The sequence below is a fragment of the Halomonas sp. genome (assembly GCF_052095695.1).
Taxonomy (GTDB): Bacteria; Pseudomonadota; Gammaproteobacteria; order Pseudomonadales; family Halomonadaceae; genus Vreelandella.
On record NZ_JBQDLQ010000053.1, the window covers coordinates 1 to 25,037 of the forward strand.

Consider the following 25,037-nt stretch of genomic DNA (forward strand, 5'->3'; position numbering starts at 1 on the left):
CTGCTTGTAGCGCATCTTACGGCACTCTTCGATCCAATACCCTAAATACAGGTGCGGCAGCGCTTTTTCTCGGCTGAGTTCAATTAGCTGGAGAATAGCGAATGTTCCCAGCGAGCGCTTGTCTAGCGTATCGCTAACGGCAAAGAAGGTATAAATCGCTGAGAGGCCGTGCTCTAGCTGATCAAATGCCGCCACGCCGACCAGTTCGTCGCCGAGATACATCTCCATAAGGTTAGCGTAGGGCTCCTCAAGCATTAAAAAAGTGCAGTACTGCTCGCGGCTGGGCGGGTACATATCGCCATCCGCGTGGCGCTGACGAATGTAGTCAGCGTAAAGCGCGTAATGTTCAGCCGAATAGCGGGCAGGTGCCACGCGCACGCTAATGTCGGCATTGCGATGCCAGATTTTGCGCTGAGTACGGTTGGCGGCAAACTGCTCAACGGGAATGCGCACCGAGCGACATGCGTTACATCCCTCGCAGTGGGGACGATAGAGGTGGCGCCCGCTGCGCCGAAAGCCTAGTAGCGCCAGCGAGTCATATACACCCGGTACCGGTGACTCCTGCGGATCGAGAAATAGTGTCGTCGCTTCTTTGCCTGGTAGATAGCTACAGGCATGAGGCACGGTAAGGAAGAAGCGCAAATCCCGCACAGGGCGGGGCGGAGTGTTACTGCTCACGGCTTGCCTCCTGTTCGAAAATAAATCGTTGAAACAGTATGAGTTCGTCAATATGCGTTATTCTCGGCGCCAATCGCGTGAAGCCAAGGTGACGCTGGAACTATCGGGGCTTCAGCGGAGGATGACGCTTGCGTAAACGCGTCATCGGGCAGCCAATTTTTAAGATAGTTGATGAATGACGCGCGAGCGACTGTAATAGCGCCCAGGCTTGCCAAGTGGGGTGTGTGCATTTGGCAATCGATTAGGCGTCCTCCGTGGTCGCGCATCGCTTTCGCCAAATGTGCCAGAGCCACTTTTGAAGCATCGGGGGCGCGGGAAAACATCGACTCGCCAAAAAAGACGGGGCCCATAGCAATGCCGTATAGGCCACCGACGAGTTTTTCGTCTTGATGGACTTCAATGCTATGCGCAATGCCTTGAAAATGAAGCAAGTTATAGGCTTCGCGCATTTCGTCCGTGATCCAGGTGCCGGCCTCTTCATCGCGTGGGGCCGCGCAGGCCTGAATAACTTGCTCAAAGTGTTGATCCACGGTGACATGAAAGCCACCATGGCGTAATCGTTTAGTAAGGCTTCGGCGCTGCTTAAATTGCTCCGGTAGGAGTATCATGCGCGGGTCTGGGCTCCACCATAGAATAGGATCGTCGTTGAACCACGGAAAAATGCCGAGTCGATAGGCTTCTATGAGCCAAACAGGGGAGAGTTCGCCCCCGGCAGCCAGCAGGCCGTTGGGGGAGTCCAACGCTGTATCAGTAGATGGAAATGTAGGAAGTGGCGAGGAAAGCCAGGGTAGCATTACTTGCTCCTGTTACAACGCGCTTGTGCGGCGTATTTGTACTGGGCGCTTAGTTTGTACTGATCGCTTAGTTTTTACTGGTCGCATAGTTAGCACCTCTGTGACGGGGGAAGGATGCTCGGTATGATGCAAACTCGCAAGTGGATTAAAGACGCCATTGAGGTGTAAAGGGAGAGTCGCTTGAAAGTGAATAAAGCAGCAAGCAAGCGAACGCAGCGTAACGCGCGTCAAACGCCATCGTCAGCTTCTTCTGCGCGTGTTAATGCCGCGAAAGATAAAGCTCGACGTTTTGGACTGCGCTTACAGGGCTCAGTGCGCGAATGCGTGGTGGTGGTACTGCTTGCGCTATGTGTTTTCTTATTATTAGCACTGTTTAGTTATCAGCCGTCTGACCCTGGCTGGTCGTATCAGGGTCCAGAAGCGGATATTCGCAACTGGATGGGACAAGTCGGGGCATGGCTAGCCGATGTGCTCTACTCGCTGCTGGGCGCTAGCGCGCTTTGGTGGCCGGGTATGTTTGGCTTTGCCGCCTGGTGGTTGATTCGCTCACGTCAGGTGCGTTTTGAACTCGACCCGGTGGCTATTGCGGTGCATGCGGGCGGCTTAGTCCTGCTGATGTTTGGCACCACCATGCTCGGAGCGCTGCATTTTTATCATCCTAATAGCATGTTGCCCTATGCCTCCGGCGGTATTTTAGGTGAAGGCTTAGTGGCTTCACTGAAACCGCTGGTAGGCAGCGGTGGCGTTGGTTTAATTGCCGCGGCGCTGATTTTAAGTGGTTTCCCGCTGTTTAGCGGCATGTCATGGCTGCAGGTTGCCGATGAGCTTGGCAAGCGAATCTGCCGCTTGGGCGGCTGGTTATCGGCCCGTCGACAGTCGCGGCGTATGCGTGCAGCTCAGCGCGCGGCGGCTAAACCGGCCCCCGCACCCAAGCCTCAAGCGCGCACAGAGACACCACCGCCTGCCGAGGTAGAAGCAGTGGCTACTAAGCCCGCGGTAGAAGCACCTGCTGGTCGTGAACGGCGCGAGCCGGGTTTCTCGAGTGCCTTCTCAGCGTATGAGCCAACGGCTGATAAGACACCCGATGTCAGTCCCTCCATCGGTAATAGCACCGATACCTCGATTCCTTGGGAAGCGGCTTCTCTATCGAGCAATAAACATGTGCCTGCTCAGTCAAGTGCTCCTGCGTCTGCAGAACCCATGGCTGACGCCACGTCGCCGAGTGCGCCTAAAGCGCCGCGCGAAAATGCCTTCGCGCCGGTGGAGTCACGCGCTGCAGAGCCTACGTTCCAGATATCTGATAGTGATGAGTCTTCAGCCGCTGCACCTGTGGTCGATAAGCCAGAGCGAGATAAACCAGCAGTAGACGAGCCTGCTGACACAGCCGCCGAAAAGCAGCCAATCGAGCCTCCGCTTGTGGAGCCAAGCCGTGCTTCAGTGGAACTGCCTGTCAGCCAGCCTGAGCAGCGTGTGTCTGTGTCAGAGCCTACGCCAGTTCCTGAGCATGCTGCTGCCATCGTGCCCGAGCGGACGCCTGCTGTTGAGCGTGTTGCTGAGGTCGTGCCTGAGCCCGTTTGGGACGATGAAGATATGGATGATGAGCTGGATGAGGCGCCAATGCAGTCCACACCGCCCGCCGCCTCCATGCAGCCTGCACCATCGACGCCAGCCGTGTCGCCGGTACAGCCTGAGCAACTCCAGCCCTCCGCTATGCGCCGGGAGCCCACCTTTACCCCTGAAGAAAGCGCGCCGGAGGCGGATGAAGGCCCCACGCTATGGACTGTGGAGCATTTGCAAAGCCAGCGCCCGGCGTTTGAAACCATGGACGAGCCAGAGGGCGACGTGCCTAGTTTCCAGCTGCTAACGCCGGCAGAGCCTCACCAGCCCAACTATACCGAAGAACAATTAACCGATATGGCGGAGCTGCTTGAAATACGGCTGCGCGAGTATGGGGTTAAGGCTGAAGTCGTTGATACGTGGCCGGGGCCGGTTATTACACGCTTTGAAATTAAGCCTGCGGCCGGCGTGAAAGTGTCGAAAATCAGTAATCTTGCCAAAGATTTGGCGCGCTCGCTGATGGTAAAAAGCGTCCGCGTTGTTGAGGTTATACCGGGGCGTCCGACGGTGGGTATTGAAATACCCAACCCCAATCGCGCCATGATTCGGCTGCGAGAAGTCATTGACTCAGACCGTTACCAGCAAGAGACCTCGCCGCTGACGATGGCGTTAGGCCAAGATATTGGCGGCAGCCCGGTGGTTGCTAACCTTGGCAAGATGCCGCACTTGCTGGTTGCTGGTACCACAGGCTCGGGTAAGTCGGTGGGTGTCAATGCCATGCTGATTTCGATGCTGCTGAAAGCAAAGCCCAGCGAGCTAAAGCTGATCATGGTCGACCCCAAAATGCTTGAACTGTCGGTATATGACGGCATTCCTCATTTGCTGGCGCCGGTCGTTACGGACATGAAAGAAGCGGCCAACAGCCTGCGCTGGTGTGTGGCTGAAATGGAGCGCCGCTATAAGCTTATGGCGGCCATGGGTGTGCGTAATATCGCCGGCTTTAACGGCCGTTTAGACGAAGCTGAACGTGCCGGGGCCCAGGTTGCCGACCCGCTGTGGGAACCGCAGCCGTGGGAGATTCATCAACCGCATCCCGTGTTAGAAAAGCTGCCCTACATCGTTGTGGTGATCGACGAATTTGCCGATATGTTTATGATCGTCGGTAAAAAGGTCGAAGAACTGATTGCACGCCTTGCGCAAAAAGCGCGTGCCGCCGGTATCCATTTGATTTTGGCGACCCAGCGTCCTTCGGTTGACGTGGTCACCGGCCTGATTAAAGCCAACATTCCTTCACGGATGGCCTTTCAGGTTTCATCAAGAATCGATTCGCGCACCATTCTTGACCAGGGCGGTGCTGAAAGCCTGCTGGGTCACGGCGATATGCTTTATTTACCCGCCGGGTCAGGGCCGCCTAATCGCATTCATGGCGCCTTCGTTGATGATGATGAAGTGCACCGTGTCGTGGATGACTGGAAGCGCCGTGGCGCGCCTCAGTATATCGAGGAGATTCTCTCGGGGGGCGTCACGGCGGATGCGCTAACCGGCCTTGAGGCCGATGGCGTAGATGGTGACGATGCGGAGCAGGATGCGCTTTATGATGAGGCCGTGCAGTTTGTTACCGAAACGCGCAAAGCATCTATTTCTGCCGTTCAGCGTCGCTTTAAAATTGGCTACAACCGGGCCGCTCGTTTGGTCGATACGATGGAAAGCGCAGGTGTGGTAACGGCGATGGGGTCTAACGGTGCACGCGATGTTCTCGCACCGCCGCCGGTAGGTCACTAATCGCTTGGTGGTATTCATCATTATGCAATAAGCGTGAAAATTGCGTCGTTGGTGAAACCCAGCGGCGTTTTTCACGTCTTAAACACACACGGGCAATTTAGTCAGCCTTACGAACTCTTATTTGACGAACTATTATTTGGCAACGAAGATCCGGCAACGGTTGCCTAGGGAGATCATATGCGCGATACCCAAACACGACGACATTCATCGCTGGCATTTGCGGCTAGCGCCTTGGGTTTAACGTTCGCTGCACCAGTATTGGCGGGCGATGCCGCAGAGCGCCTGACTGAGCGCCTAGACCCGTTAGAGAGCTATCAAGCCTCTTTTGAACAGCGGATTTTAGATGGTAGCGGTGACCGCCTGCAGAGCGCGCACGGTGAGATGTGGCTTTCGCGTCCGGGTTTGCTGCGTTGGGAAGTGGATGCGCCATACTCTCAGATCGTTGTTTCAGATGGTGATGATGTGTATTTGTATGATCCTGATCTTGAGCAGGTAACGATTCAGGTGATGGATGATCGCGTCACGCATACGCCTGCTTTACTGTTATCGGGCAGCGCCAGTGACCTAACTGAAAGCTATGAAGTATTTTACGAGCAGGACGACGGTGACGATGTGTTTACCCTCGTGCCGATTTCTGCTGATACGCTGTTTGAAGAATTAAGCATGGTGTTCGATGCCGATACGTTAACCGCGCTGTGGATGATGGATAGCACCGGGCAGCGCACCTCGATTACCTTTAGCGATATCATCAATAATGGCAATATCGACCGGAGCCAGTTCGACTTTGATATTCCTGAAGGCACCGACGTCATTCGTGAAGAGTTATAAGTTAGCAGCAGACCAGTTAAGTAGAATACACCCCACCGATAAGGCGCCCTAGGGCGCCTTATCGGCTTCTTGGTCAAGGCTTTCACGCCATGCCATTATCTCGCCAAAACGTTTCTCCTGACCCAGTAAGCTAGGCTTGAAGAAGGTTGCTTTGGGCAGCTCTTCGGGCCAGCAGTTGTGCGCGCTGCCCGCCGGGTAGCCGTCTGGCTCATTGTGCGCGTAACGGTACCCTTCACCATGGCCCAGCTGCTCCATCAGCTTGGTCGGGGCGTTGCGCAAATACGTGGGTACCTCAACCTGCGGCTGTTGGCGCACATACTGCTTGGCCTCGTTCCAGGCGCGGTCGATGCGGTTGCTTTTAGGGGCGACTGCCAGGTGAATCGCCGCATGGGCAATCGCTCGCTGGCCCTCATAGTCACCCAGGCGCAGGTAAGCATCCCAGGCGGCAATCACGAGCGGCAGGGCGCGTGGGTCGGCATTGCCGACATCCTCGGAAGCAATGGCCGTCAGCCTGCGTACCACGTCTAGCGGGTCGCCGCCGCCCTGCATGAAGCGCGCCATATACAGCAGCGCGGCATCGGGCCGTGAAGAGCGGATTGATTTATGAATCGCTGACAGCAGGTCGTAATAGGCGTCGCCCTGCTTATCGAACGCGCTTGCCTGATGGCCAATGACATCGGCGAGTACGTCTTTGTGCAGTACTTCTGCCCCCGCTTCTAAACGGGTGAAATCGCAGGCCGTTTCTAGTAGTCCCAGTGCTCTGCGTGCATCACCGGCGCTTGCGTGGGCGAGGGCGATGAGAACATCGTCATTGACTTGAATAGTGCGTTTGCCAAGCCCGCGCTCAGCGTCGTTAAGCGCCTGACGCATCACCGTGATCAGCTCTTCTTGAGTAAGTGATTTGAGCACATAAACCCGCGCGCGCGAGAGCAGCGCCGAATTGACTTCAAACGATGGATTTTCGGTAGTCGCACCAATCAGTGTCAACAGGCCCGACTCGACGTGAGGCAGCAGGGCATCCTGTTGGCTCTTGTTGAGACGATGAATCTCATCTAAAAAAAGAATCACCGTCGAAGACATTTGCTGGGCCCGATCAACGACCGCACGAATCTCTTTGACCCCCGCCATTACCGCGCTGAGATGCTCAAGATGGGCTTGGGAAACTCTGGCCAACAGTTCAGCAAGCGTCGTTTTGCCAACGCCCGGCGGGCCCCAGAGAATCATCGAGCGCACTATGCCCGATTCCGCCATGCGGCGTAAGGGTTTGCCTGGCCCTACCAGCGCTGGCTGGCCAACGTAATCATCCAAGTGACGTGGGCGCATACGAAAGGCCAGCGGAGCATCCTCGGCAGGCGCGGCGTGGGCGCTATTAAACAAATCCATGTCAATGTCCGTTGTTTATGTAGGCAGAGAATCGAGGCGTTGAACAACCAAATGCCAGCGAGTGTCGATGGTAAACCACGGCTTAGCAGGCTACCTTTGGCATATTCTACTCACAATATACACTTGCTAGGATAGCGCCTGAAGGGCATTGTGGTTGATAGTCGCTATTGATAATAATTGGTGATAGCCCTCGCAAGTTGTTATGTGTCCGTACTTATGTGTCCGTACTTATGTGTCCGTACGAGGGGTTATGTATTTGAGTAGCTTTACGTTTAATAATGGCGCGCTGGTGAAGGCGCGCTCATGATCGCATGTCGTCACCCGGTAAGGCGCGATGGCAAACATGACTCAATAAAGGAGACGGTTCGATGTTAAACCAACTGCGTCTAGATCATGCCAACATGGCGAGGTTGCTCCACGTGCTGCAGCTTAAGCAAAAAACGCTAGCACAGGGCGAGCGCCCCAATTTCAAGTTAATGCGCGAAGTCGTTGATTACATTTTATCTTACATGGATGGCTTTGCCGCTCCGCTTGAGCGCGTCTGCGTTGAATGGCTGCAGACGCAAGCCCCTGAGCATCTTGCGCTCACCGAACAAATGGCGATTGATTATCGCGAGTTAAAGCCACGTTTACAGCGACTCTCCAACGATATCGATATGATTCTGATGGACAACGTGCTCCCCATGGATCGCTTTGCCGAGGATCTAAAGGACTATTTAGAAGCGCATCGTGCCTATCTGCGTCATGAGCGCGAAGGGTTATTCCCGTTAATTGACGAGCACTTCAGCCCGGAAGATATGGAAGAACTGCGACAAGCACTGCCGGAAGGCGCCGAGCAGGAGCTTGAGCGGTTGCAGGAAGCCTATCCTGAACTCTACGCGGAGTTGCGTGGTGCCGACGTGCCCGAAGTATAGCCCGCAGCAATTCCTCTCTTCTTCTTACCATCAGCCGATAATCTAACCCGCGGGGCATGCTAAACTAGCGGCCCCGTTTTTATGCTGCACAAGACTCAGCGATACCTTTTTTCACCGCTGAAAACATCAGCGTTAGCAGAGCTATGCAAACAGCGCCATGAGTAAAACGTCATGCAGAGAGAATCATGCAAGCCCCTGTATTAATTTTTGATTCCGGCGTCGGCGGCCTGTCGGTGGCGCAGTCGCTACGCCAACACTATCCTGATGTCGCTATGTGCTATGTCTGTGACAATGCGTGGCTGCCCTATGGCTTGCGCGATGACGTTGCTCTGGCTGAGCGCATTGTGGCCGTGTGCCAGGCCGCTGTGGATGCCTGCCAGCCCAGCGTGCTGGTGGTCGCTTGCAATACTGCAAGCACCTTAGCGTTGGAGACTTTGCGGGAGCAACTGACTATCCCCGTGGTGGGGACGGTGCCCGCCATTAAGCCCGCCGCCGCCATGAGTCAGACACGCCATATTGGGCTGTTAGCCACTAAAGCAACGGTGGGGCGCTCCTACACTCAACGCTTGATTGATAACTTTGCCAGCGACTGCGTTATTACGCGGGTTGCTGCCGATGCGCTGGTGATTGAGGCAGAAACCTACTTAGCCGGTGGGGCACCCAGCGTTGCCCGTATGCAGGCGGCGCTGGCCTCGCTGTGGCAGGCCGCGTTGCCTAACCTTTCAACGCAGCCGGCGCTAGACACCGTGGTGCTGGGATGCACCCATTTTCCGCTGCTTAAGCCGTGGCTGACGGAGCTTGCTCCGGGGCCGCTGCACTGGATTGACTCCGGCGATGCTATTGCTCGGCGGGTCGCGCAAGTCATTGATCCGCTCACGAGCAGTCACCACGATGGCCGCTGCTTTACCACTGCGCCCGCCGCGGACCTGACCGCGGGTTTTGCGCGCTATGGGTTTAAAGCGCCCGAGCGGCTAAAAGGCATGGCTGATTAAGGCTAATGCCGCACGACGCTAAACCCCATCGCTGTTATCGAACTGATTAAATCCATGAGGAGCATCCTTGGCTATCCCCGTTGTAGAACCTGAACGTTATGCTGAGCAGCTAGCCGCTAAACGCGACTATCTGGAAATTACGTTTGCCGCTTTCCAGCCGCCAGCGTTAGAAGTATTTGAGTCACCGACTGGCTACTATCGCCAGCGCTGTGAGTTTCGTATTTGGCATGAAGATGACGATCTTTTTTACGCCATGTTTGAGGTGGATGCTGAAAATCCTAAACATAAGCGTGTCGTTCGGCTTGACCAATATGCCGTTGCCAGTACGCGTATCAACCAGCTCATGCCAAAGTTGCGTGAAGCCTGCCTTCAGTCAGATGAGCTGCGTCGTCGCCTGTTTCAGGTCGAGTTTTTAACCACCTTGTCAGGCGAGGCGCTGGTAACGCTGGTTTACCATCGGCCGCTAGGAAATGAATGGGAGCAAGCAGCGCGCGCCTTAGAAGCGGCGCTGGGCATCATGATTATTGGCCGCTCACGCAAGCAGCGTATTGTCTTGACGCGCGACCATGTCTGGGAGCGTTTAGAGGTAGATGGCCGCACGTTGCATTATCAGCAGGTCGAAAATAGCTTCACCCAACCCAATGCGCATATTTGTCAGAAAATGCTCAGTTGGGCGCGAGAGGTGACGGGTGAACAGCAGGAAGGCGCCCAGAAAGATTTAGTGGAGCTTTACTGCGGCAACGGCAATTTCACCATTGCCTTAGCGGATAACTTTCGGCGGGTGCTGGCCACCGAAATTTCCCGCACGTCGGTGGCCAGTGCCAACGTCAATTTAGAGGCCAACGGCGTAACCAACGCCCACATTGCGCGGATGTCAGCGGAGGAGTTTTCACTAGCGCTTAAAGGCGAGAAAGCCGGCCGGCGCGTGGCGGAAATGGCCTTGGAGGACTATGATTTTTCAACCGTGCTGGTCGACCCACCACGTGCAGGCTTAGATGAGCAAAGCTGTGAACAGCTCAGTGAATATGCTCAGATCGTCTATATTTCATGCAACCCCGCTACGTTGGCGGAAAACTTGACCATACTGACCAAAACCCATCGGGTTGAGCGCTTTGCACTGTTTGATCAATTCCCTTTTACAGATCATTGTGAATGCGGAGTATTGCTGCAGCGGCGCGACGGTTAGGTTGTACCCATAGCCTAATGCATAAGTGGCATGTGCCATGATTAACCTGTCAGGTGATTAGTGAGGCGGCCACAGGTAGCGTAAGCTAGACGATATGTTGGCCTAAAGGCCTATTGTCCTTCGTTTTTTGGCCGAAAAAAAGGCCTAAGCAGTCGAGGTGATGGATGCACTACGTTGCGATTGAAGAGAGCCGGCAAGATCTTTTGAAACAGCTGCAGGAACGACTAAGTGCGCGGTTAGAGCCTGCTCGTGCGGCAACTGTGGGTGCCTTCGCTCGACACTTTTATGCCACCGTGCCGGTGGAAGACCTAGTGGATCGTCGCCTAGACGACCTGTATGGCGCCACGCTATCGATCTGGCAGTTCTTGCAGCACCATGATCCGCAAAATCCCAAGGTTCGGGTGTTTAATCCCGACTTTGAAGAGCACGGCTGGCAGTCAACGCATACCTTTGTGGCCGTTCTGCATGAGGATATGCCGTTTTTGGTTGACTCGGTGCGTATCGAACTCAACCGTCGCGGTTTAACGGTGCATGCCATTCAAAACGCCGTGCTGGCAGTGGCGCGTGATGAGCGCCATCAGCTGCAGTCGCTGACGTCGCCACGCGATAAGAACGCGCCTGAAGCGCGTGAATCGCTGATCGTGATTGAGGTTGACCGCCATACCGACATGGCGCTGCTGGAAAAAATTGAACGTAATTTGCAAGAAGTGCTGCGCGATGTGCGTACCGCCGTGGGCGATTACGACGCCATGTGCTCGCAAATTACTGAGTCGATCCAAGAGCTAGAAAAAAACTGCCCGCCGCAAATTGATCCCGATGACCACGAAGAGGCGATCGCCTTTTTAGAGTGGCTGCTCAAGGATAACTTTACCTTCCTGGGGTACGATGAATATCGCTTGGAAGACGGCGAGTTAGGTGATCAACTACAGCGAGATAACGAGAGCGTGCTGGGCGTTTTTCGCCTAGACCAGCCGCGTTACTGTGAGCGTATTCGCAGCGAAGAGGGGGTGGATGAGCACAATGGCTACGTGCTGGTGCCTCAGCTGCTTTCTTTCGCGAAAAGCGCGCACCATTCACGGGTACATCGTCCTACTTATCCTGATTACATCACCGTTGACCGCTACGACGACGACGGTAATGTTATTGGCGAGCGACGTTTCTTCGGTTTATTCACCTCGACGGTTTATAACGAATCGCCGCGAAATATTCCGCTGCTGCGCCGTCGGCTGAAAGCGGTGATGGATATCGCCGGCTTCAATCCCCAGGGGCATAACGGCAAGCAGCTGCTGCAGGTATTGGAAGTCTATCCTCGCGATGACCTGTTCCAGATTGACACTGAGTCGCTGGCCAGCACCTCGCTAGGCATTCTGAACATTCGTGAGCGCCGCCAGGTGCGGCTGTTTATCCGCGCCGATATCAGTGGCAAGTTCTACTCCTGCCTGGTTTTTGTGCCCCGCGATGTGTTCACGACGGATCTGCGTCAGCGAATTCAAAACGTGCTGTGCGACGAGTTAGACGCCCACTTTGGCGATTTCAACACCTATCTCTCCGAGTCGGTATTGGCGCGTATTCAGCTGATTCTACGCTTTAACGGCGATGCGCCGAGCGACTACGATCTCAAGCGTCTTGAAAGCAAAGTGGCGCGGCTGGCGCGCAGCTGGCGGGATGAGCTACAAAGCGCGATGATTGAAGGCTTTGGCGAAGAGCACGCAAATCATCTGATGGATCAGTTCCGCGAAGCGTTTTCTGCGAGCTACCGCGAAGACTTCTCGGCCCGTACGGCCGTGTTTGACGTCCAGCACCTGCTAACGCTGGACAACGGCGATGACTTATCGCTGTCGCTTTATCGTCCGCTGGAAGAGCAGGGCGGCGGTGTGAACCTGAAGCTGTTCCACCGCGAATCGCAAATTCCGCTCTCAGACGTGCTGCCGATGATGGAAAATCTCGGCCTGCGGGTGATCGGTGAGCGCCCCTACGACATTAACGCCCCTGACCAGCGCTACTGGATTCACGATTTCGAGCTTGAACACAGCGGTACGGACGTCAATCTAAGCGATATGCGCGATGTGTTTAGCGAAGCCTTCAAACGCATATGGACCGGCGAAGCTGATAACGATGCTTTCAACCGCCTGATTATTGGCGCGGGGCTCGACTGGCGTGAAGTAGCGATGCTGCGAGGCTACGCACGCTATCTCAAGCAAATCCGCTTTGGTATGTCTCAGGATTACATTGCCGCTACGCTGGCGAATTATCCGGTTATTACCAAAGAGCTGGTGGCGCTATTTAGCCTACGCTTTGATCCTGAGCAGCAGAGTCATGCAACCGATGAGTCCATCGCGCGTTTGAATGAGCGCCTGGAGAGCGTTGCTAGTCTTAACGATGATCAGCTGCTACGCCGCTTCATGGAACTGATTCTCGCCACGCTGCGGACCAACTATTATCAGTTGACCGAAGGTGGCCGCTTTAAAGACTATATCGCCTATAAGCTTGAGCCCTCCAAAGTTACCGGCATGCCTAAGCCACGGCCGATGTTTGAGATTTTTGTCTGCTCGCCCCGAGTTGAGGGCGTGCATCTGCGCGGTGGTAAAGTGGCGCGTGGCGGTCTGCGCTGGTCTGATCGTTTTGAAGACTACCGCACCGAAGTATTAGGGCTAGTGAAAGCACAGCAGGTGAAGAATGCGGTGATCGTACCGGTAGGCGCCAAGGGCGGCTTCGTTTGCAAGCGTATGCCTGAGAATGCCAGCCGTGAAGTGGTGCAAAAAGAAGGTATTGCCTGCTATCAGATCTTTATCCGCGCGCTGTTGGACATCACTGATAACTTAGTCGGCAGCGACGTTGTGCCGCCTGTAAATGTTGTCCGCCATGATGAAGACGATGCGTACCTGGTCGTCGCTGCAGATAAAGGCACCGCGACGTTCTCGGATATCGCTAACGCCATTTCTATTGAGTACGGCCATTGGCTGGGCGATGCGTTTGCGTCGGGCGGCGAAAATGGTTACGACCACAAGAAAATGGCGATTACCGCACGCGGTGCTTGGGAATCCGTGAAGCGGCACTTCAAAAACCTTGATTTGGATACTCAGCGCGAGCTGTTCAGCGTGGTTGGGATTGGCGACATGGCCGGTGATGTATTTGGCAACGGCATGCTGCTTTCCGACAAAATTCAGCTGGTGGGTGCGTTTAACCATCTGCATATCTTTGTTGATCCCAATCCGGATGCCGACGCTGCTTTTGCTGAGCGAAAACGGTTGTTTGCATTGCCGCGATCCAGTTGGGAAGACTACGGCCAGGAGCTGATCTCTGCCGGTGGCGGTATCTTTAGCCGCAGCGCTAAGTCGATCAGTATCACGCCTGAAATGCAGCAGGTATTTGGCATTGAAGAGGAGCGTCTGTCGCCTAATGAACTGATTCGCACCATGCTCAAATCCCAGGTGGATTTGATCTGGAACGGCGGTATCGGCACCTATGTGAAAAGCTCCGACGAAACCGATGCCGATGTGGGCGACAAGGCCAACGATACCTTAAGAATCAACGGCGTAGATCTGAACTGTCGTGTGGTCGGTGAAGGCGGTAACCTTGGGCTGACTCAGCGCGGGCGTATGGAAGCCGCCGCCAAAGGAATCCGTGTTTACACTGACTTCATTGATAACGCAGGCGGTGTGAACTGCTCCGACCATGAGGTCAATATCAAAATCTTGATTGATGAAGTGGTCAAGCGTGGCGATATGACTGAAAAACAGCGCAATCAGTTGTTAGCGGAAATGACAGGCGAAGTGGCCGACCTGGTCATCCTGGATAACTACCGCCAAAGTCAGGCGCTAGACCTATCGGCGATTCTTTCCAATCAATCACTGGGGCCCTATCGCCGCTTTATCAGCGAGCTGGAGGCCGCGGGGCAGATTGACCGCGAGCTTGAGTTCCTACCCACCGATGAAGCGTTAAAAGAGCGCGCCAGCAATGCGCAAGGTATGCGCTTACCGGAACTCTCGGTATTGATTTCTTATGCCAAGAGCACGTTGAAGGGCGATTTGATCACTTCCGATGTGCCCGACGACAGCTATATTCATCGCCATCTTGAGCGGCTGTTCCCAGCGGTGCTGGTTGAGCGTTTTAAAGACGAAATGTACGAGCACCGTCTAAAGCGTGAAATCGTGGCAACCCAGGTTGCCAATGACTTGGTGGACCACATGGGCATCGTGTTTGTGCGCCGCCTTATTGATTCAACCGGGGCGGGTCGTGCCGATGTTGCGCGCGCCTACGTGGTAGCGCGCGATAGCTTCAACTTGGCCGGGCTGTGGGCGCAAATTGAGGCCTTGGATAATCAGGTGCCTAACCGCATCCAGTATTCCATGATGCTCGATTTAATGCGCTTAATCCGCCGCGCTACGCGGTGGTTCGTACGCCAGCACTTGGGGCTTTCCACTCAAGATACTATTGAGTATTTCGCTCCGCGCCTGGCGCAGCTGCAAGAAGGAATCGGCGAGCTGCTGAGTGGTGAAGAGCTTAGTGGTTGGAGTGCGCGCCGTGATGAGCTAATAGACGCCGGTGTGCCTGAAACCTTGGCTTCTACCGTTGCGGCGTCATCGAGCTTGTACGCAGGCCTAGGCATTATCCAAGCCGCTCGGGTAACCAATGAAAAACCCCAGCGAGTGGCCGAGGTGCTTTACGAGGTTGGAAGCCGATTAGAACTGCCTTGGATGATTCAGCAGGTGAACCAGCTGGAAGTGCGCGACGCCTGGCAGGCGCAGGCACGGGAAACCTTCCGTGATGACATAGAGCGTCAACAGCTTGCGCTTACCACCAGCGTGCTCAAGCTGGATGCGGGTAGCCGCGATATCGAGGAGCTAGTGGCACAGTGGTTGGATCAGCACGCTGATCTACATCGCCGCTGGTGTCGTCTTATCGAAGAAGTGCGCAGCGGGAATGAAGGTGGCTTTGCGCTCTTTGCCGTGGCGGTGCGCGAACTGGTGGATTTGGCCGAGAGCGATAACGAAGCCTAAAATCGTAGCTTTTATTTTTGGTAATGTGTTTTTGGCAGGTTAAAGCGCGCCCTGGTTCTCCACCAGGGCGCGCTTTATTGCGTTATACTGGCGGCCGTTTTCGATTCGCTTCAAGAGACTTGCCATGTACGCGCTTGCCCGCTCGCTGTTCTTTCGCATCGACCCAGAAACCTCCCACGGGATGGCGCTAAGCGCGCTCGAGTCACTGCATCGTATCGGTGGCGTAGCGCGATTATTTGGTCAGCCGGTCAATGATCCTGTCGAGTTGATGGGGCTACGGTTTGCTAACCGGGTTGGCTTGGCCGCCGGGCTGGACAAGAACGCAGACCATCTTGATGCACTGGGGGCGCTGGGGTTTGGATTTGTAGAGGCCGGGACGGTCACTCCACAGCCACAGCCAGGCAATCCCAAGCCACGGCTATTTCGCTTGGCACAGCATGACGCGATCATCAACCGCTTTGGTTTTAATAACAAAGGGGTGGAGCATCTGATTCAGCAGGTTAAAAAACGCCACTATGGTGGCATTGTGGGCATAAATATTGGTAAAAACCTAACCACCGCGGTAGAGCACGCGCTGGACGATTACCTGCTGTGTCTAGCTGCAGTGCATCCTTGTGCTGATTACATTGCCGTTAATGTCTCTTCGCCGAATACGCCTGGCCTGCGCAGCCTACAGTTTGGCGAACAGCTAGATGCACTGTTGGGCCCCATTCGCGCGCGCGCTACAGCGCTAAATACGCAAGCGGGTCGCCACGTACCTCTGCTGATCAAAATAGCTCCGGACATGAGCGAAGAAGAAGTCGCGCTAATGGCGGGAAGCATTGAGCGCAATGCATTGGATGGCGTCATCGCTACCAACACCACTGTTTCCCGCAAGGCAGTGCAGGGCGATCCTCAGGCCGAGGAGGCCGGCGGGCTGTCAGGGCGGCCGGTTTTTGAGGTGTCTAATCGTGTGATTCGACAGCTGCGTGAGCACTTGCCAACGCTGCCCATTATAGGCGTCGGGGGGATCGACAGTGCTGCCGCCGCTGAGGCAAAAATTGCCGCTGGTGCGGATTTAGTGCAGCTTTATTCAGGCTTGATTTATCAAGGCCCCAGGCTCGTGAGCGAGTGTGCCAAGGCATTGAAGACGTCAGGCACTAAAAAAGCCCACTGAATAGGGTGGGCTTATTAAAAACATTTCGTTTAAACGTTAGAAAATATAAAACGCTAGGTCATGACCAGAGGATTTTTGTGGATGCCGGAAACGCCGGTCATCCCGTCCCACTGGTCGCCGCGACCTTCACGCCAACCGCTCATCCAGTGTTCGCGTAAATTGATATCTTGACTGGGACAATCATCCCGAGAGCGACCCGATACACCTGCTTTATAGCCGTGGACATATGCCCGCTGGAAGCGATCACGCTTTTGTCGTTTCATTGGCTAACCTCTTTTCACGAAAGCCTTTAAGAAGAAATAGGATGTTACCGAAGTTATCCATAAAATATGCCCGGCAGCATCTGCTATTCCGAGAGCTTGCTTCAAGAGCGAGCTGCCGCATCAACTCAACTGTCTAGCCCTCACGAGCTGAACGGGTCGAGCGGCGAACTCTTATCCATCATAGGCCTCTTTCAAACTACCTTCTTAAGAGATCCTGACAGGTAACGCATGCGTTTTTCAGTAGCTACTCTCTTATTGTTAGACCATGATGGGGTCATCTGTCGACTATAAATTGTCACAAAACGTAAACTCATTTGCTATATATAGGAATATCGCGCCTTTCCGCGCAGCTATTATCATGACCAATATCATGACTGAGCCGAGTCAAAACGCCCCCTTAAGTCTGCTAGCCACCTGCCCGAAAAGCATTGAAGGCCTGCTGCACGATGAACTCATGGCACTGGGCGCCACGCCGGGTAAAACAACGGTGGCCGGGGTTTACTTCACTGCCAGCCAAGCGATTGCCTATCGCGTATGCCTATGGTCGAGATTAGCCAACCGCGTCATTTTAACGCTGGTGCGCGAGTCGATGATCGATACCGCCGAGCAGGTGCGCGATGTGGTTGCACGCATAGCCTGGACAAACCACTTGGCGCCTGGAAACACGCTGGCGGTGGATTTTCATGGCCGCAGCGAACATATACGGCATACCCGCTTTGGTGCACAAACGGTCAAAGACGGCGTGGTCGATGCGCTGCAGCTGGCAGGGCAGGAGCGCCCTAACGTCGATATCAAAACGCCGCATTTACGTATTTATGCTCACCTGCACCGGATGAACTTGACCATTGGCCTCGATCTTTCAGGTGAAAGTTTGCACCGCCGTGGCTATCGACGCGACGTTGGGCATGCACCGCTGAAAGAAAATTTAGCCGCCGCATTGTTGGTGCGTGCAGGGTGGCCTGAGCGCCTTAAAGCCGGTGAGCCGCTGATTGACCCACTATGTGGCGCGGGAACGCTGCTGATTGAGGCCGCTATGATGGCCGCCGATCAAGCGCCTAACCTTAATCGCGAGCGGTTTGGTTTTCACGGCTGGGCGGGTCACGATGATTCCATATGGCGTGAGCAAAAGCGTGAAGCCGAAGCGCGTGCATCGATTGGCCGTAAACGTTGCAAAGTCCAGCTGCTAGGTTTTGATCAGAGCCCGGCGGCACTAACGGCTGCGAAAGCCAACGCTATGCGGGCCGGTATCCCCGCGTTAATGACGCTGCATGGGCAGAGTCTTACCCAGCTTACCCGGCCCGAGACGCTGACCACGCAAAGCGGCCTGCTGATTACTAATCCGCCTTATGGCGAGCGTCTGGGTGAGCTGCCCGAGCTGGTGCGCCTATACGCGCAGCTGGGCGAGAAAGCCAAAGCGCTGTTCCCTGGTTGGACGCTGGCAGTCTTTACCGGCAGTCCTGATTTGGGCCATCGGCTAGGAATGCGGGCGCACAAACAGTATGCGCTCAAAAACGGTGCCCTGGATGCCAAGCTGCTGCTGATGGATGTTGGTGGTCCGGCGCATGGCGCTGATGCCGAGAGCGCGGCTCCCATGGGTAATGGTGAGGTAGCGTCAGCGGCTGGCGCAGAACGTCGTGAGACCGCGAGTGAAGCCTCGACTGGCTTTGATACGCAAGCGGTTCCCAATGATTCACCTGCGCCAAAAGCTCAAGACAATGCGCAGATGTTTGCCAATCGCCTGATCAAAAATCAAAAGCGCCTGAAGAAGTGGCTGAAACAGAGCGGCGAAACGAGCTACCGCGTATACGACGCCGATATGCCCGAGTATGCTCTGGCAGTGGATCGTTACGGTGACCGCGTGCATGTGCAGGAATATGCAGCGCCCAGCTCAATCAATCCTGCTCAGGCGCAAAAACGCCTATACGATGCCTTGGAAGTAATGCCAGAGGCGCTGAACGTTGACGCCAGTAAAATATATATTAAACGCCGTGAGCGGCAGGCTGGCAGCGCCCAGTATCAAAAACGTGGCGCGAGCGGTGAGCGTTTTGAAGTGGAGGAAGGTGGCGCGCGTCTATGGGTGAACCTGCGTGACTATCTCGACACCGGGTTATTTCTAGATCATCGCCCTGTGCGCCGTATGCTGGGTGAGATGGCCAGCGGCAAGCGCTTCTTAAACTTGTTCTGTTATACCGCTACGGCAACGGTGCAAGCGGCATTAGGCGGTGCTAGTGACAGCGTCAGTGTGGATATGTCTAACACCTATCTTGAATGGGCTAAAGACAACTTCGCGCTGAATAAGCTTGATACGCGCCTACACCGGGTCGTGCGCGATGACTGTTTCCACTGGTTAGAAACCGCGAGTACTGATTTTGATCTGATCTTCATGGATCCGCCGACGTTTTCTAACTCTAAGAAAATGCGCGACACGCTAGATGTGCAGCGTGACCATCCGCGTCTTGTGGATCTCGCTATGGCGCGATTAGCACCCGGCGGCACGCTAGTGTTTTCTAATAACCAGCGGCGATTTAAGTTGGATGAGACCCTCAGCGAACGTTACGCGGTAGAAGACATCACCGGGCGCAGCTTTGACCCTGACTTCCAGCGGCGTACTAATTTGCACCATGTGTTTCTACTCCGTCATCCAGCGGCTCACTAAGCCTGCCAGAGGAGAGCATTGGAATGATCCGGCTATCGCTTTATACAACCCAGGGCTGCCATCTATGCACTCAGCTAGAGGCATTGGTAGCCACGCTGGCGAATCAAAGCGTGTGGCTGCATCATATTGAGATTATTGATGATGCTGAGCTGGTCGAGCGCTATGGTACGCGCATACCGGTGCTGGTGGATAGTCAAGGGGAGGAACTGGAGCGTGGCTTTGAATTAGCGCGCTTGAGCGCTTGGCTACGCGAACGCGGCTGGTTGAATGAAACGGCGCTGGCGGCGTTTGCCACGCCGCCAGATGCCGGGGCACCTACCGGTGTTCATGAGCGTAGCGGGCGGCGCTTTTTAGGCTAGCGAGTGAGCTGCTTAAATCAAATCCAGTAGTGAGAGCTGACGCATGGCTTCCTGGCCTTCAGGCGTATGGTCGGCCACTTCCAGTATCTTGCGGAATCCCCGTGAGGATTGGATCGTGGCCTCGTCCTCAAGCCACATCTGGGCTTGGTCTAAGGTATCGGCTAGCTGATGTTTTAGGCCGCCAAACTGAGTGCCGATTTGGCCCCAGGCGCGACTGAAAATCCAATCACCAAACATATCCTGGTGAATATGAACCAACACATAGTCATGGTTGGTTTCCCAGCGTACGATCACAATACTCTCCTTAAATGCCCTTTAAACACGCCTGCACAGCAAACTTTCGCGGGCGTATTGTAAAGCCCGGATACCCAAACGCCTATGAAACTTATAATCGATGCCAATATCCCCGCTGCTGATGCCTGCTTTGGCTCGTTTGGTGCCATCAACCGCATGCCTGGCCGAGAAATAACGGCCGCTCATCTGCACGATGCCGATGTGCTGATTGTGCGTTCTATTACGCAGGTTAACGAGGCGCTGCTCGCCAACAGCCCGGTACGCTTTATCGGTACCTGCACGATCGGCACCGATCATATTGATCATGCGGCGCTCGCTAAGCGCGATATCGCTTTTGCCAGTGCCCCAGGCTGCAATGCCGAAGCGGTGGTCGACTACGTATTAAGCAGCCTGCTGACGCTGGCAGAACGTGATGGCTGGGTACTTAGCGAACGCAGCGTCGGCATTGTGGGGGTGGGTAATGTGGGTCGTCGGCTGCAAGCACGGTTAACGGCCATGGGCGTGGCAACGCTTGCCTGTGACCCGCCCAGGGTAGAGGCTGAGGGTGCACAAGGGTTTCACTCGTTAGATGCTGTTATCGAGCGCTGTGACGTGATTTGCCTGCATACGCCGCTGACTCGTGACGGCCCTCATGCCAGCTATCATCTGCTCAATGCCCAGCGTATCGATGAACTCGCACCGGGCAGCGTGTTGCTTAATGCCGGGCGGGGTGACTGTGTGGATGGCTTGGCACTGCGTAGCCGTATAGCCAGTCAGGGTGATATCCGCGCGGTGCTCGATGTATGGGAAGACGAGCCGGCAATCGACGCTGGCTTGCGTGACTTGGTTTCACTGGCAACACCGCATATTGCCGGGCATAGCCTGGATGGCAAGCTACGGGGCACCTGGATGATTCAGCAGGCGCTAGCTAGTCACTGCGAAAAGCCTAGCGGACCCTCGTTTGCCGCTATCTGCCCGCCACCTGCGCTTGCATCGCTGCATATAAAGCATGCGCTGGCGCCAGAAGACACGCTGCGGCTATGCATGCGAGCTGTTTATGACGTGCGCCGCGATCACGATGCGCTTCAGCGCCAAGCGCTGCACCAGGGGGTGCCAAAAGGTTTTGATGATTGTCGTGCTAACTATCCGTTGCGTCGTGAATTCGCTACGCTCAATGTGCAACTGTCAGGGGAGGCGGTAGCGCTAGAAAGCATACTGAGTGGGGCGGGATTCGGAGTAACGCTGAGGGTGTAGAGTAGGATGGAAGCAACGGTAGTTGAAACAACAAAAATTGAAACAATAAGGCCCGCATCTGCGGGCCTTAAACGTGTAGAGCTAGTGCCAATACTTACTGACGATAGGCGGCTTCTTTCAATGCGCGAATGCGCTCATCTAACGGCGGGTGGCTGGCAAACATCTTCTCAAGTAGTGAGCGCGTTTGGCCCTTGGTGATGGCCATGGCGCGCAGCGTATCCGGCATTTGATCGGGCATTTCGGTTTCGGTTTTCAAACGCGCAAGGGCGCTGACCATTGCATTAGTGCCTGCCAAGCGCGCACCGGCTTCATCGGCGCGATATTCACGATAACGCGAGAACCAGGCAACGATGGCGGAGGCCAAAATACCAAAGACGATTTCTGCCACAATTACTACAGCAAAGTAGCCCATAAAGCCTAAACCGCCTTCACCACCGCTGCGGCTTTTCAGGAAGTTATCGACTAGGTGCGCTACCACGCGGGCAAAGAACATGACGAAGGTATTCACTACGCCTTGAATCAGCGCCAACGTGACCATGTCGCCGTTGGCTACGTGGCCAATTTCATGGGCCAAAACCGCGCGGACTTCTTCAGGGCGCATGCGATTCATTAAGCCCGCCGATACCGCGACGAGCGCATCGTTTTTATTCCAGCCAGTTGCAAAGGCGTTGGACTGTTGGGCCGGGAATATGCCCACTTCGGGCGTTTTGATACCGGCCTCGCGGGAAAGCTCCGCGACGGTGTCCAGCAACCACTGTTCGGTGGTATTGGAGGGCGTTTCAATAATCACCGTGCCCGTGCTGCGCTTAGCCATCCATTTGGAAATGAATAGCGAGATGATGGAGCCCGCCATGCCGAATATGAAGCAGAAAATCAGCAGACTGGTAAAGTTGATGCCTTGACCACGTAGATAGCCTTCAACGCCTAGTAGGCGCAGGGTAATGCTGGCGACCAACAACACCGCTATGTTGGTGCCTAGAAACAGCAGAATTCGCATCATGGTGCAGGTTCTCCCTTAAGGTTCATCGAAGCATCGCTAGATTAATAGCTTAGATACGTATTGTTCATGGCAGTTTCAAGTCATGGTCGTGTCGATTGTTTTTTAGTGGCCAGCACTATTTTTTGGAGCTACTGCCGGTAGCGCGACAAGAAGTTGGCAAAACGATCCAAAGCATCGCCTAGCTGGTCTGCCCAGGGCAGTGTCACAATGCGCACATGATCAGGCTCGGGCCAGTTAAAGGCCGTGCCTTGCACCAGCAATATTTTTTCCTGCAGCAGTAGATCGAGTACTAACTGCTGATCATCTTTGATATTGAATACCTTAGGGTCGAGCCGCGGAAACGCGTAGAGCGCGCCTTTTGGCGTCACGCAGGAGACGCCGGGGATGGCATTTAGCTTCTCGACAGTAATGTCCCGCTGCGCCAGCAGCCGCCCGCCAGGCAGGATTAAATCATTAATTGACTGATAGCCCCCGAGTGCAGTTTGAATCGCATGCTGTGCGGGCACGTTGGCACATAGCCGCATGGAGGCCAGCATATTGAGCCCCTGAATATAATCTTTGGCGTTTAATTTAGCCAGAGTGCCAGAGATAGTCATCCACCCCGAGCGAAAGCCTGCGCAGCGGTAGCTTTTCGATAGCCCATTCATGGTAATGACCAGTTGATCATCGTCGGCCAGCGCGCCGGTGGCGGTATGCTCTACGCCGTCATATAGAATTTTGTCGTAGATCTCGTCGGAGAACACCACCAGGTTGTGCTCTTTGGCTATCGCCAACACGTCTTTAACCACCTCCGGCGGATATACCGCACCGGTAGGGTTGTTGGGATTAATCAGCACAATGGCGCGGGTGTGGCTGGTAATCTTGGAGCGAATATCCGCCATGTCGGGCGTCCAGCCTGCCTGTTCATCGCACAGGTAATGTATCGCGTGGCCGCCTGAAAGGTGTGCGGCAGCGGTCCAAAGCGGGTAGTCCGGCGCGGGAATTAATACTTCGTCGCCGTCATTAAGCAGCGCCTGCATCGCCATCACAATCAGCTCAGAGACGCCGTTGCCGATGAATATGTCCTCGATGCCCACTCCGGGAATCTGCTTGCGTTGGCATTCCTGCATAATCGCTTTGCGTGCGGAGTAAAGCCCTTTGGAGTCGCAGTAGCCCTGTGCCGTAGGCAGGTTGCTCATCACATCCTGAAGAATTTCTTCCGGTGCTTCAAAGCCAAAAGGCGCAGGGTTTCCGATGTTCAGCTTAAGTATTCGATGGCCTTCTTCCTCCAGGCGTTTGGCGTGGTCGAGTACCGGGCCGCGAATGTCATAGCAGACATTATGCAGCTTATGTGACTTTTTCAGCGGTTGTGTTTCATGCGACTGCGGAGTAGTCATGAGATGTCTGTCCAAAAGTGGCTAGAGGCCCAAAAGTGTCCAAAAGCATGCGTATCTAAAAGCATAAGTTGAATCAGTGCCCGCAAGCCGACGTTAGCGATGGGGCTATTGGTCATTATGCGTCGGAAAGCACTTGATTGTCTTCGTCGTTTTGCATCGATGGCGGTGGAATATCTGCAGGCGTCTCTAGCGTCATTCGTCCTAGCTTACCGTCGCGCAGTTCGTGGAGCAGAACTTCCGCGCCGCGGTGCAGGTCGACAGCGCCACCGGCTCGCAGCCCGCCGCGCCGTGCGGCGATGTCTTTTAAAATGGCATGACCATCGAAGCCTGCAATAGCAAGAAAGTCCGGCTTTTTCGGGCCGTCGGCATCAATGTCGTGGGGAATGTCCGGCGCGGCGTAAGGCGGCAGCTCTTTGAGCTTATAGCGCGCCGTCAGCGCCTCAGGATAGCGTTTGGCAAGCTCTGCACTAGTAACAATTCCTACATCAATGTACTCAATGGCCGTATCACGGATAGCGCCAGTGGCCGCGAGGCGATAAGCGCTGGCCTGATCTTCTATTTTGGGCCACAGCACTCCCGGCGTGTCGGTAAGCGCTACACGCCCATCAATGCGCACCTTTTGCTGGCGCTTAGTCACGGCAGGTTCGTTGCCCGTTTTAGCAATTTTACGCCCGGCCAGGCCGTTAATCAGCGTGGATTTACCCACGTTGGGAATGCCCATTACCATCACGCGAACATCACGGTCGGCGCGTACCGCACCGGCCAACTCATGGCAAAGTTTGGGGATTTGCTTTAGCTCACGGGTGTTCGTGGTGGTGACCGCGAAGGCGCGCATGTTCTCTTGAGCATCGAAAAAAGCGACCCATTCGGCGGTCTTCTCTGGGTCGGCAAGGTCGGCGCGGGAAAGAATTTTCAGCACCGGCTTATGGCGCGTCAGCTCGGCCAGCATCGGGTTGGCGCTGGAGTAGGGCAGACGTGCATCAAGTACCTCAATGACGACGTCGATTTCAGGCAGCACCTCTTTGATCTGGCGGCGGGCCTTGTTCATATGTCCGGGGAACCAGCCGAGCATGAGTTTCTCCTACAAGCACAAAAAAAGCGGGCTGCCATTCTAGCAGATGGCGCCCGCCTTGCTGGGTTTCCTTTTAGCCGCGATTACTCGTCGGGGTGAAATTCCAGCGACACTGAGTTAATGCAGTAGCGTAAACCGGTCGTCTCTGGCGGTCCGTCTGGAAAAACGTGGCCCAGGTGGGCATCGCAGTGTGAACAAACGACCTCCGTGCGCTGCATGCCATGGGTGCCATCTTGATGCTCTTCCACACAGCGGGTACCCAGCGGCCGATCAAAGCTAGGCCAGCCGCACCCGGCGTCAAATTTATGCTCGTTCTCAAACAGCGGTGCGTTGCAGCACACGCAGTGATAAATGCCCTGGGCATCCACCACCTGATAGTCGCCGGTGAAAGGTCGCTCGGTACCTTTCTCACGCGCTACCCGGTACTGCTCCGGGGTTAGCTGCTGTTGCCACTCGTCAGGGGATTTTTCTATTTTCGCCATGGGGTTCTCCTTTCCCTCTGGTTTCAATCATT

Annotated in this window: 19 protein-coding genes; 10 read left to right on the forward strand and 9 right to left on the reverse strand. The window is 55.0% G+C overall.

The window, feature by feature from the left end; all coding sequences use genetic code 11:
- On the reverse strand, positions 1-678 hold a 678-nt coding region (locus tag ACTH5D_RS11595; protein WP_441671380.1), incomplete at its 3' end, for an arginyltransferase.
- 47 nt (positions 679-725) lie between these two features.
- On the reverse strand, positions 726-1,472 hold the full coding sequence (aat, locus tag ACTH5D_RS11600; RefSeq protein ID WP_441671382.1) for a leucyl/phenylalanyl-tRNA--protein transferase: 747 nt from the start codon (positions 1,470-1,472) through the stop codon (positions 726-728).
- A gap of 180 nt (positions 1,473-1,652) precedes the next feature.
- Here aat and ACTH5D_RS11605 point away from each other — a divergent pair, with 180 nt between their 5' ends.
- Positions 1,653-4,811, forward strand: coding sequence for a DNA translocase FtsK 4TM domain-containing protein (locus ACTH5D_RS11605; RefSeq protein WP_441671384.1), 3,159 nt, complete (start codon positions 1,653-1,655; stop codon positions 4,809-4,811).
- Between the two features lie 177 nt (positions 4,812-4,988).
- Positions 4,989-5,639, forward strand: coding sequence for an outer membrane lipoprotein chaperone LolA (gene lolA, locus ACTH5D_RS11610; RefSeq protein ID WP_441671386.1), 651 nt, complete (start codon positions 4,989-4,991; stop codon positions 5,637-5,639).
- A gap of 48 nt (positions 5,640-5,687) precedes the next feature.
- On the opposite strand, the gene ACTH5D_RS11615 is transcribed toward lolA, so the two are convergent.
- On the reverse strand, positions 5,688-7,022 hold the full coding sequence (locus ACTH5D_RS11615; RefSeq protein WP_441671388.1) for a replication-associated recombination protein A: 1,335 nt from the start codon (positions 7,020-7,022) through the stop codon (positions 5,688-5,690).
- A gap of 368 nt (positions 7,023-7,390) precedes the next feature.
- Here ACTH5D_RS11615 and ACTH5D_RS11620 point away from each other — a divergent pair, with 368 nt between their 5' ends.
- The 5 genes from ACTH5D_RS11620 (at position 7,391) to ACTH5D_RS11640 (ending at position 16,270) form a co-directional block, all read left to right on the forward strand.
- Positions 7,391-7,936, forward strand: a complete 546-nt coding sequence (locus tag ACTH5D_RS11620) for a hemerythrin domain-containing protein (RefSeq protein ID WP_441671390.1) — start codon at positions 7,391-7,393, stop codon at positions 7,934-7,936.
- Between the two features lie 185 nt (positions 7,937-8,121).
- Positions 8,122-8,928 carry a glutamate racemase gene (gene murI, locus ACTH5D_RS11625; protein ID WP_441671392.1) on the forward strand — a complete coding sequence of 269 codons (807 nt, stop codon included), beginning with the start codon at positions 8,122-8,124 and terminating at the stop codon, positions 8,926-8,928.
- A 67-nt stretch (positions 8,929-8,995) separates the two neighbouring features.
- Positions 8,996-10,114 carry a tRNA (uridine(54)-C5)-methyltransferase TrmA gene (gene trmA, locus ACTH5D_RS11630; protein ID WP_441671394.1) on the forward strand — a complete coding sequence of 373 codons (1,119 nt, stop codon included), beginning with the start codon at positions 8,996-8,998 and terminating at the stop codon, positions 10,112-10,114.
- Positions 10,115-10,278: 164 nt separating this feature from the next.
- A complete protein-coding gene (locus tag ACTH5D_RS11635; protein ID WP_441671396.1) occupies positions 10,279-15,114 on the forward strand; it encodes an NAD-glutamate dehydrogenase in 4,836 nt (1,611 codons plus the stop codon).
- Between the two features lie 124 nt (positions 15,115-15,238).
- Complete coding sequence (locus tag ACTH5D_RS11640) at positions 15,239-16,270, forward strand: quinone-dependent dihydroorotate dehydrogenase (RefSeq protein ID WP_441671398.1); 1,032 nt, start codon at positions 15,239-15,241, stop codon at positions 16,268-16,270.
- A gap of 53 nt (positions 16,271-16,323) precedes the next feature.
- On the opposite strand, the gene rmf is transcribed toward ACTH5D_RS11640, so the two are convergent.
- Positions 16,324-16,533, reverse strand: coding sequence for a ribosome modulation factor (gene rmf / locus ACTH5D_RS11645; protein ID WP_441671400.1), 210 nt, complete (start codon positions 16,531-16,533; stop codon positions 16,324-16,326).
- A 370-nt stretch (positions 16,534-16,903) separates the two neighbouring features.
- On the opposite strand from rmf, the gene rlmKL reads away from it, so the two are divergent.
- Both rlmKL and ACTH5D_RS11655 read left to right on the forward strand, forming a co-directional pair.
- Positions 16,904-19,189, forward strand: a complete 2,286-nt coding sequence (rlmKL, locus tag ACTH5D_RS11650) for a bifunctional 23S rRNA (guanine(2069)-N(7))-methyltransferase RlmK/23S rRNA (guanine(2445)-N(2))-methyltransferase RlmL (protein ID WP_441671402.1) — start codon at positions 16,904-16,906, stop codon at positions 19,187-19,189.
- A gap of 23 nt (positions 19,190-19,212) precedes the next feature.
- Positions 19,213-19,548: a glutaredoxin family protein gene (locus tag ACTH5D_RS11655; protein ID WP_441671404.1), complete on the forward strand. Its 336-nt coding sequence runs from the start codon at positions 19,213-19,215 to the stop codon at positions 19,546-19,548.
- A gap of 12 nt (positions 19,549-19,560) precedes the next feature.
- Here ACTH5D_RS11655 and ACTH5D_RS11660 read toward each other — a convergent pair whose 3' ends face one another.
- Positions 19,561-19,842: a hypothetical protein gene (locus ACTH5D_RS11660; RefSeq protein WP_096281354.1), complete on the reverse strand. Its 282-nt coding sequence runs from the start codon at positions 19,840-19,842 to the stop codon at positions 19,561-19,563.
- A gap of 84 nt (positions 19,843-19,926) precedes the next feature.
- Between ACTH5D_RS11660 and pdxB the strand changes: the two genes are divergently transcribed.
- Complete coding sequence (pdxB, locus tag ACTH5D_RS11665) at positions 19,927-21,075, forward strand: 4-phosphoerythronate dehydrogenase PdxB (RefSeq protein ID WP_441671407.1); 1,149 nt, start codon at positions 19,927-19,929, stop codon at positions 21,073-21,075.
- Positions 21,076-21,169: 94 nt separating this feature from the next.
- Here pdxB and htpX read toward each other — a convergent pair whose 3' ends face one another.
- From htpX to msrB, 4 genes are all read right to left on the reverse strand, one after another.
- Positions 21,170-22,075, reverse strand: a complete 906-nt coding sequence (gene htpX / locus ACTH5D_RS11670; protein WP_441671409.1) for a protease HtpX — start codon at positions 22,073-22,075, stop codon at positions 21,170-21,172.
- A 128-nt stretch (positions 22,076-22,203) separates the two neighbouring features.
- The gene (locus ACTH5D_RS11675; protein WP_441671411.1) at positions 22,204-23,451 is read right to left on the reverse strand and encodes a pyridoxal phosphate-dependent aminotransferase; all 1,248 of its coding nucleotides are present in this window, start codon (positions 23,449-23,451) and stop codon (positions 22,204-22,206) included.
- 115 nt (positions 23,452-23,566) lie between these two features.
- Entirely contained in the window at positions 23,567-24,523 is a 957-nt protein-coding gene (gene ylqF / locus ACTH5D_RS11680) for a ribosome biogenesis GTPase YlqF (protein WP_441671413.1), read from the reverse strand.
- An 83-nt stretch (positions 24,524-24,606) separates the two neighbouring features.
- Positions 24,607-25,005, reverse strand: a complete 399-nt coding sequence (gene msrB, locus ACTH5D_RS11685; RefSeq protein ID WP_441671415.1) for a peptide-methionine (R)-S-oxide reductase MsrB — start codon at positions 25,003-25,005, stop codon at positions 24,607-24,609.
- Positions 25,006-25,037: the final 32 nt, after the last annotated feature.

What these genes read in the sequence shown, in the direction of transcription:
- ACTH5D_RS11640 (WP_441671398.1), top strand. Translation starts at nt 15,239, where the DNA reads ATGTACGCGCTTGCCCGCTCGCTGTTCTTTCGCATCGACCCAGAAACC.
- msrB (WP_441671415.1), bottom strand. Translation starts at nt 25,005, where the DNA reads ATGGCGAAAATAGAAAAATCCCCTGACGAGTGGCAACAGCAGCTAACC.
- aat (WP_441671382.1), bottom strand. Translation starts at nt 1,472, where the DNA reads ATGCTACCCTGGCTTTCCTCGCCACTTCCTACATTTCCATCTACTGAT.
- lolA (WP_441671386.1), top strand. Translation starts at nt 4,989, where the DNA reads ATGCGCGATACCCAAACACGACGACATTCATCGCTGGCATTTGCGGCT.
- ACTH5D_RS11675 (WP_441671411.1), bottom strand. Translation starts at nt 23,451, where the DNA reads ATGACTACTCCGCAGTCGCATGAAACACAACCGCTGAAAAAGTCACAT.
- ACTH5D_RS11655 (WP_441671404.1), top strand. Translation starts at nt 19,213, where the DNA reads ATGATCCGGCTATCGCTTTATACAACCCAGGGCTGCCATCTATGCACT.
- ylqF (WP_441671413.1), bottom strand. Translation starts at nt 24,523, where the DNA reads ATGCTCGGCTGGTTCCCCGGACATATGAACAAGGCCCGCCGCCAGATC.
- rmf (WP_441671400.1), bottom strand. Translation starts at nt 16,533, where the DNA reads ATGAAACGACAAAAGCGTGATCGCTTCCAGCGGGCATATGTCCACGGC.
- htpX (WP_441671409.1), bottom strand. Translation starts at nt 22,075, where the DNA reads ATGATGCGAATTCTGCTGTTTCTAGGCACCAACATAGCGGTGTTGTTG.
- ACTH5D_RS11635 (WP_441671396.1), top strand. Translation starts at nt 10,279, where the DNA reads ATGCACTACGTTGCGATTGAAGAGAGCCGGCAAGATCTTTTGAAACAG.
- ACTH5D_RS11620 (WP_441671390.1), top strand. Translation starts at nt 7,391, where the DNA reads ATGTTAAACCAACTGCGTCTAGATCATGCCAACATGGCGAGGTTGCTC.
- murI (WP_441671392.1), top strand. Translation starts at nt 8,122, where the DNA reads ATGCAAGCCCCTGTATTAATTTTTGATTCCGGCGTCGGCGGCCTGTCG.
- pdxB (WP_441671407.1), top strand. Translation starts at nt 19,927, where the DNA reads ATGAAACTTATAATCGATGCCAATATCCCCGCTGCTGATGCCTGCTTT.
- rlmKL (WP_441671402.1), top strand. Translation starts at nt 16,904, where the DNA reads ATGACTGAGCCGAGTCAAAACGCCCCCTTAAGTCTGCTAGCCACCTGC.
- ACTH5D_RS11615 (WP_441671388.1), bottom strand. Translation starts at nt 7,022, where the DNA reads ATGGATTTGTTTAATAGCGCCCACGCCGCGCCTGCCGAGGATGCTCCG.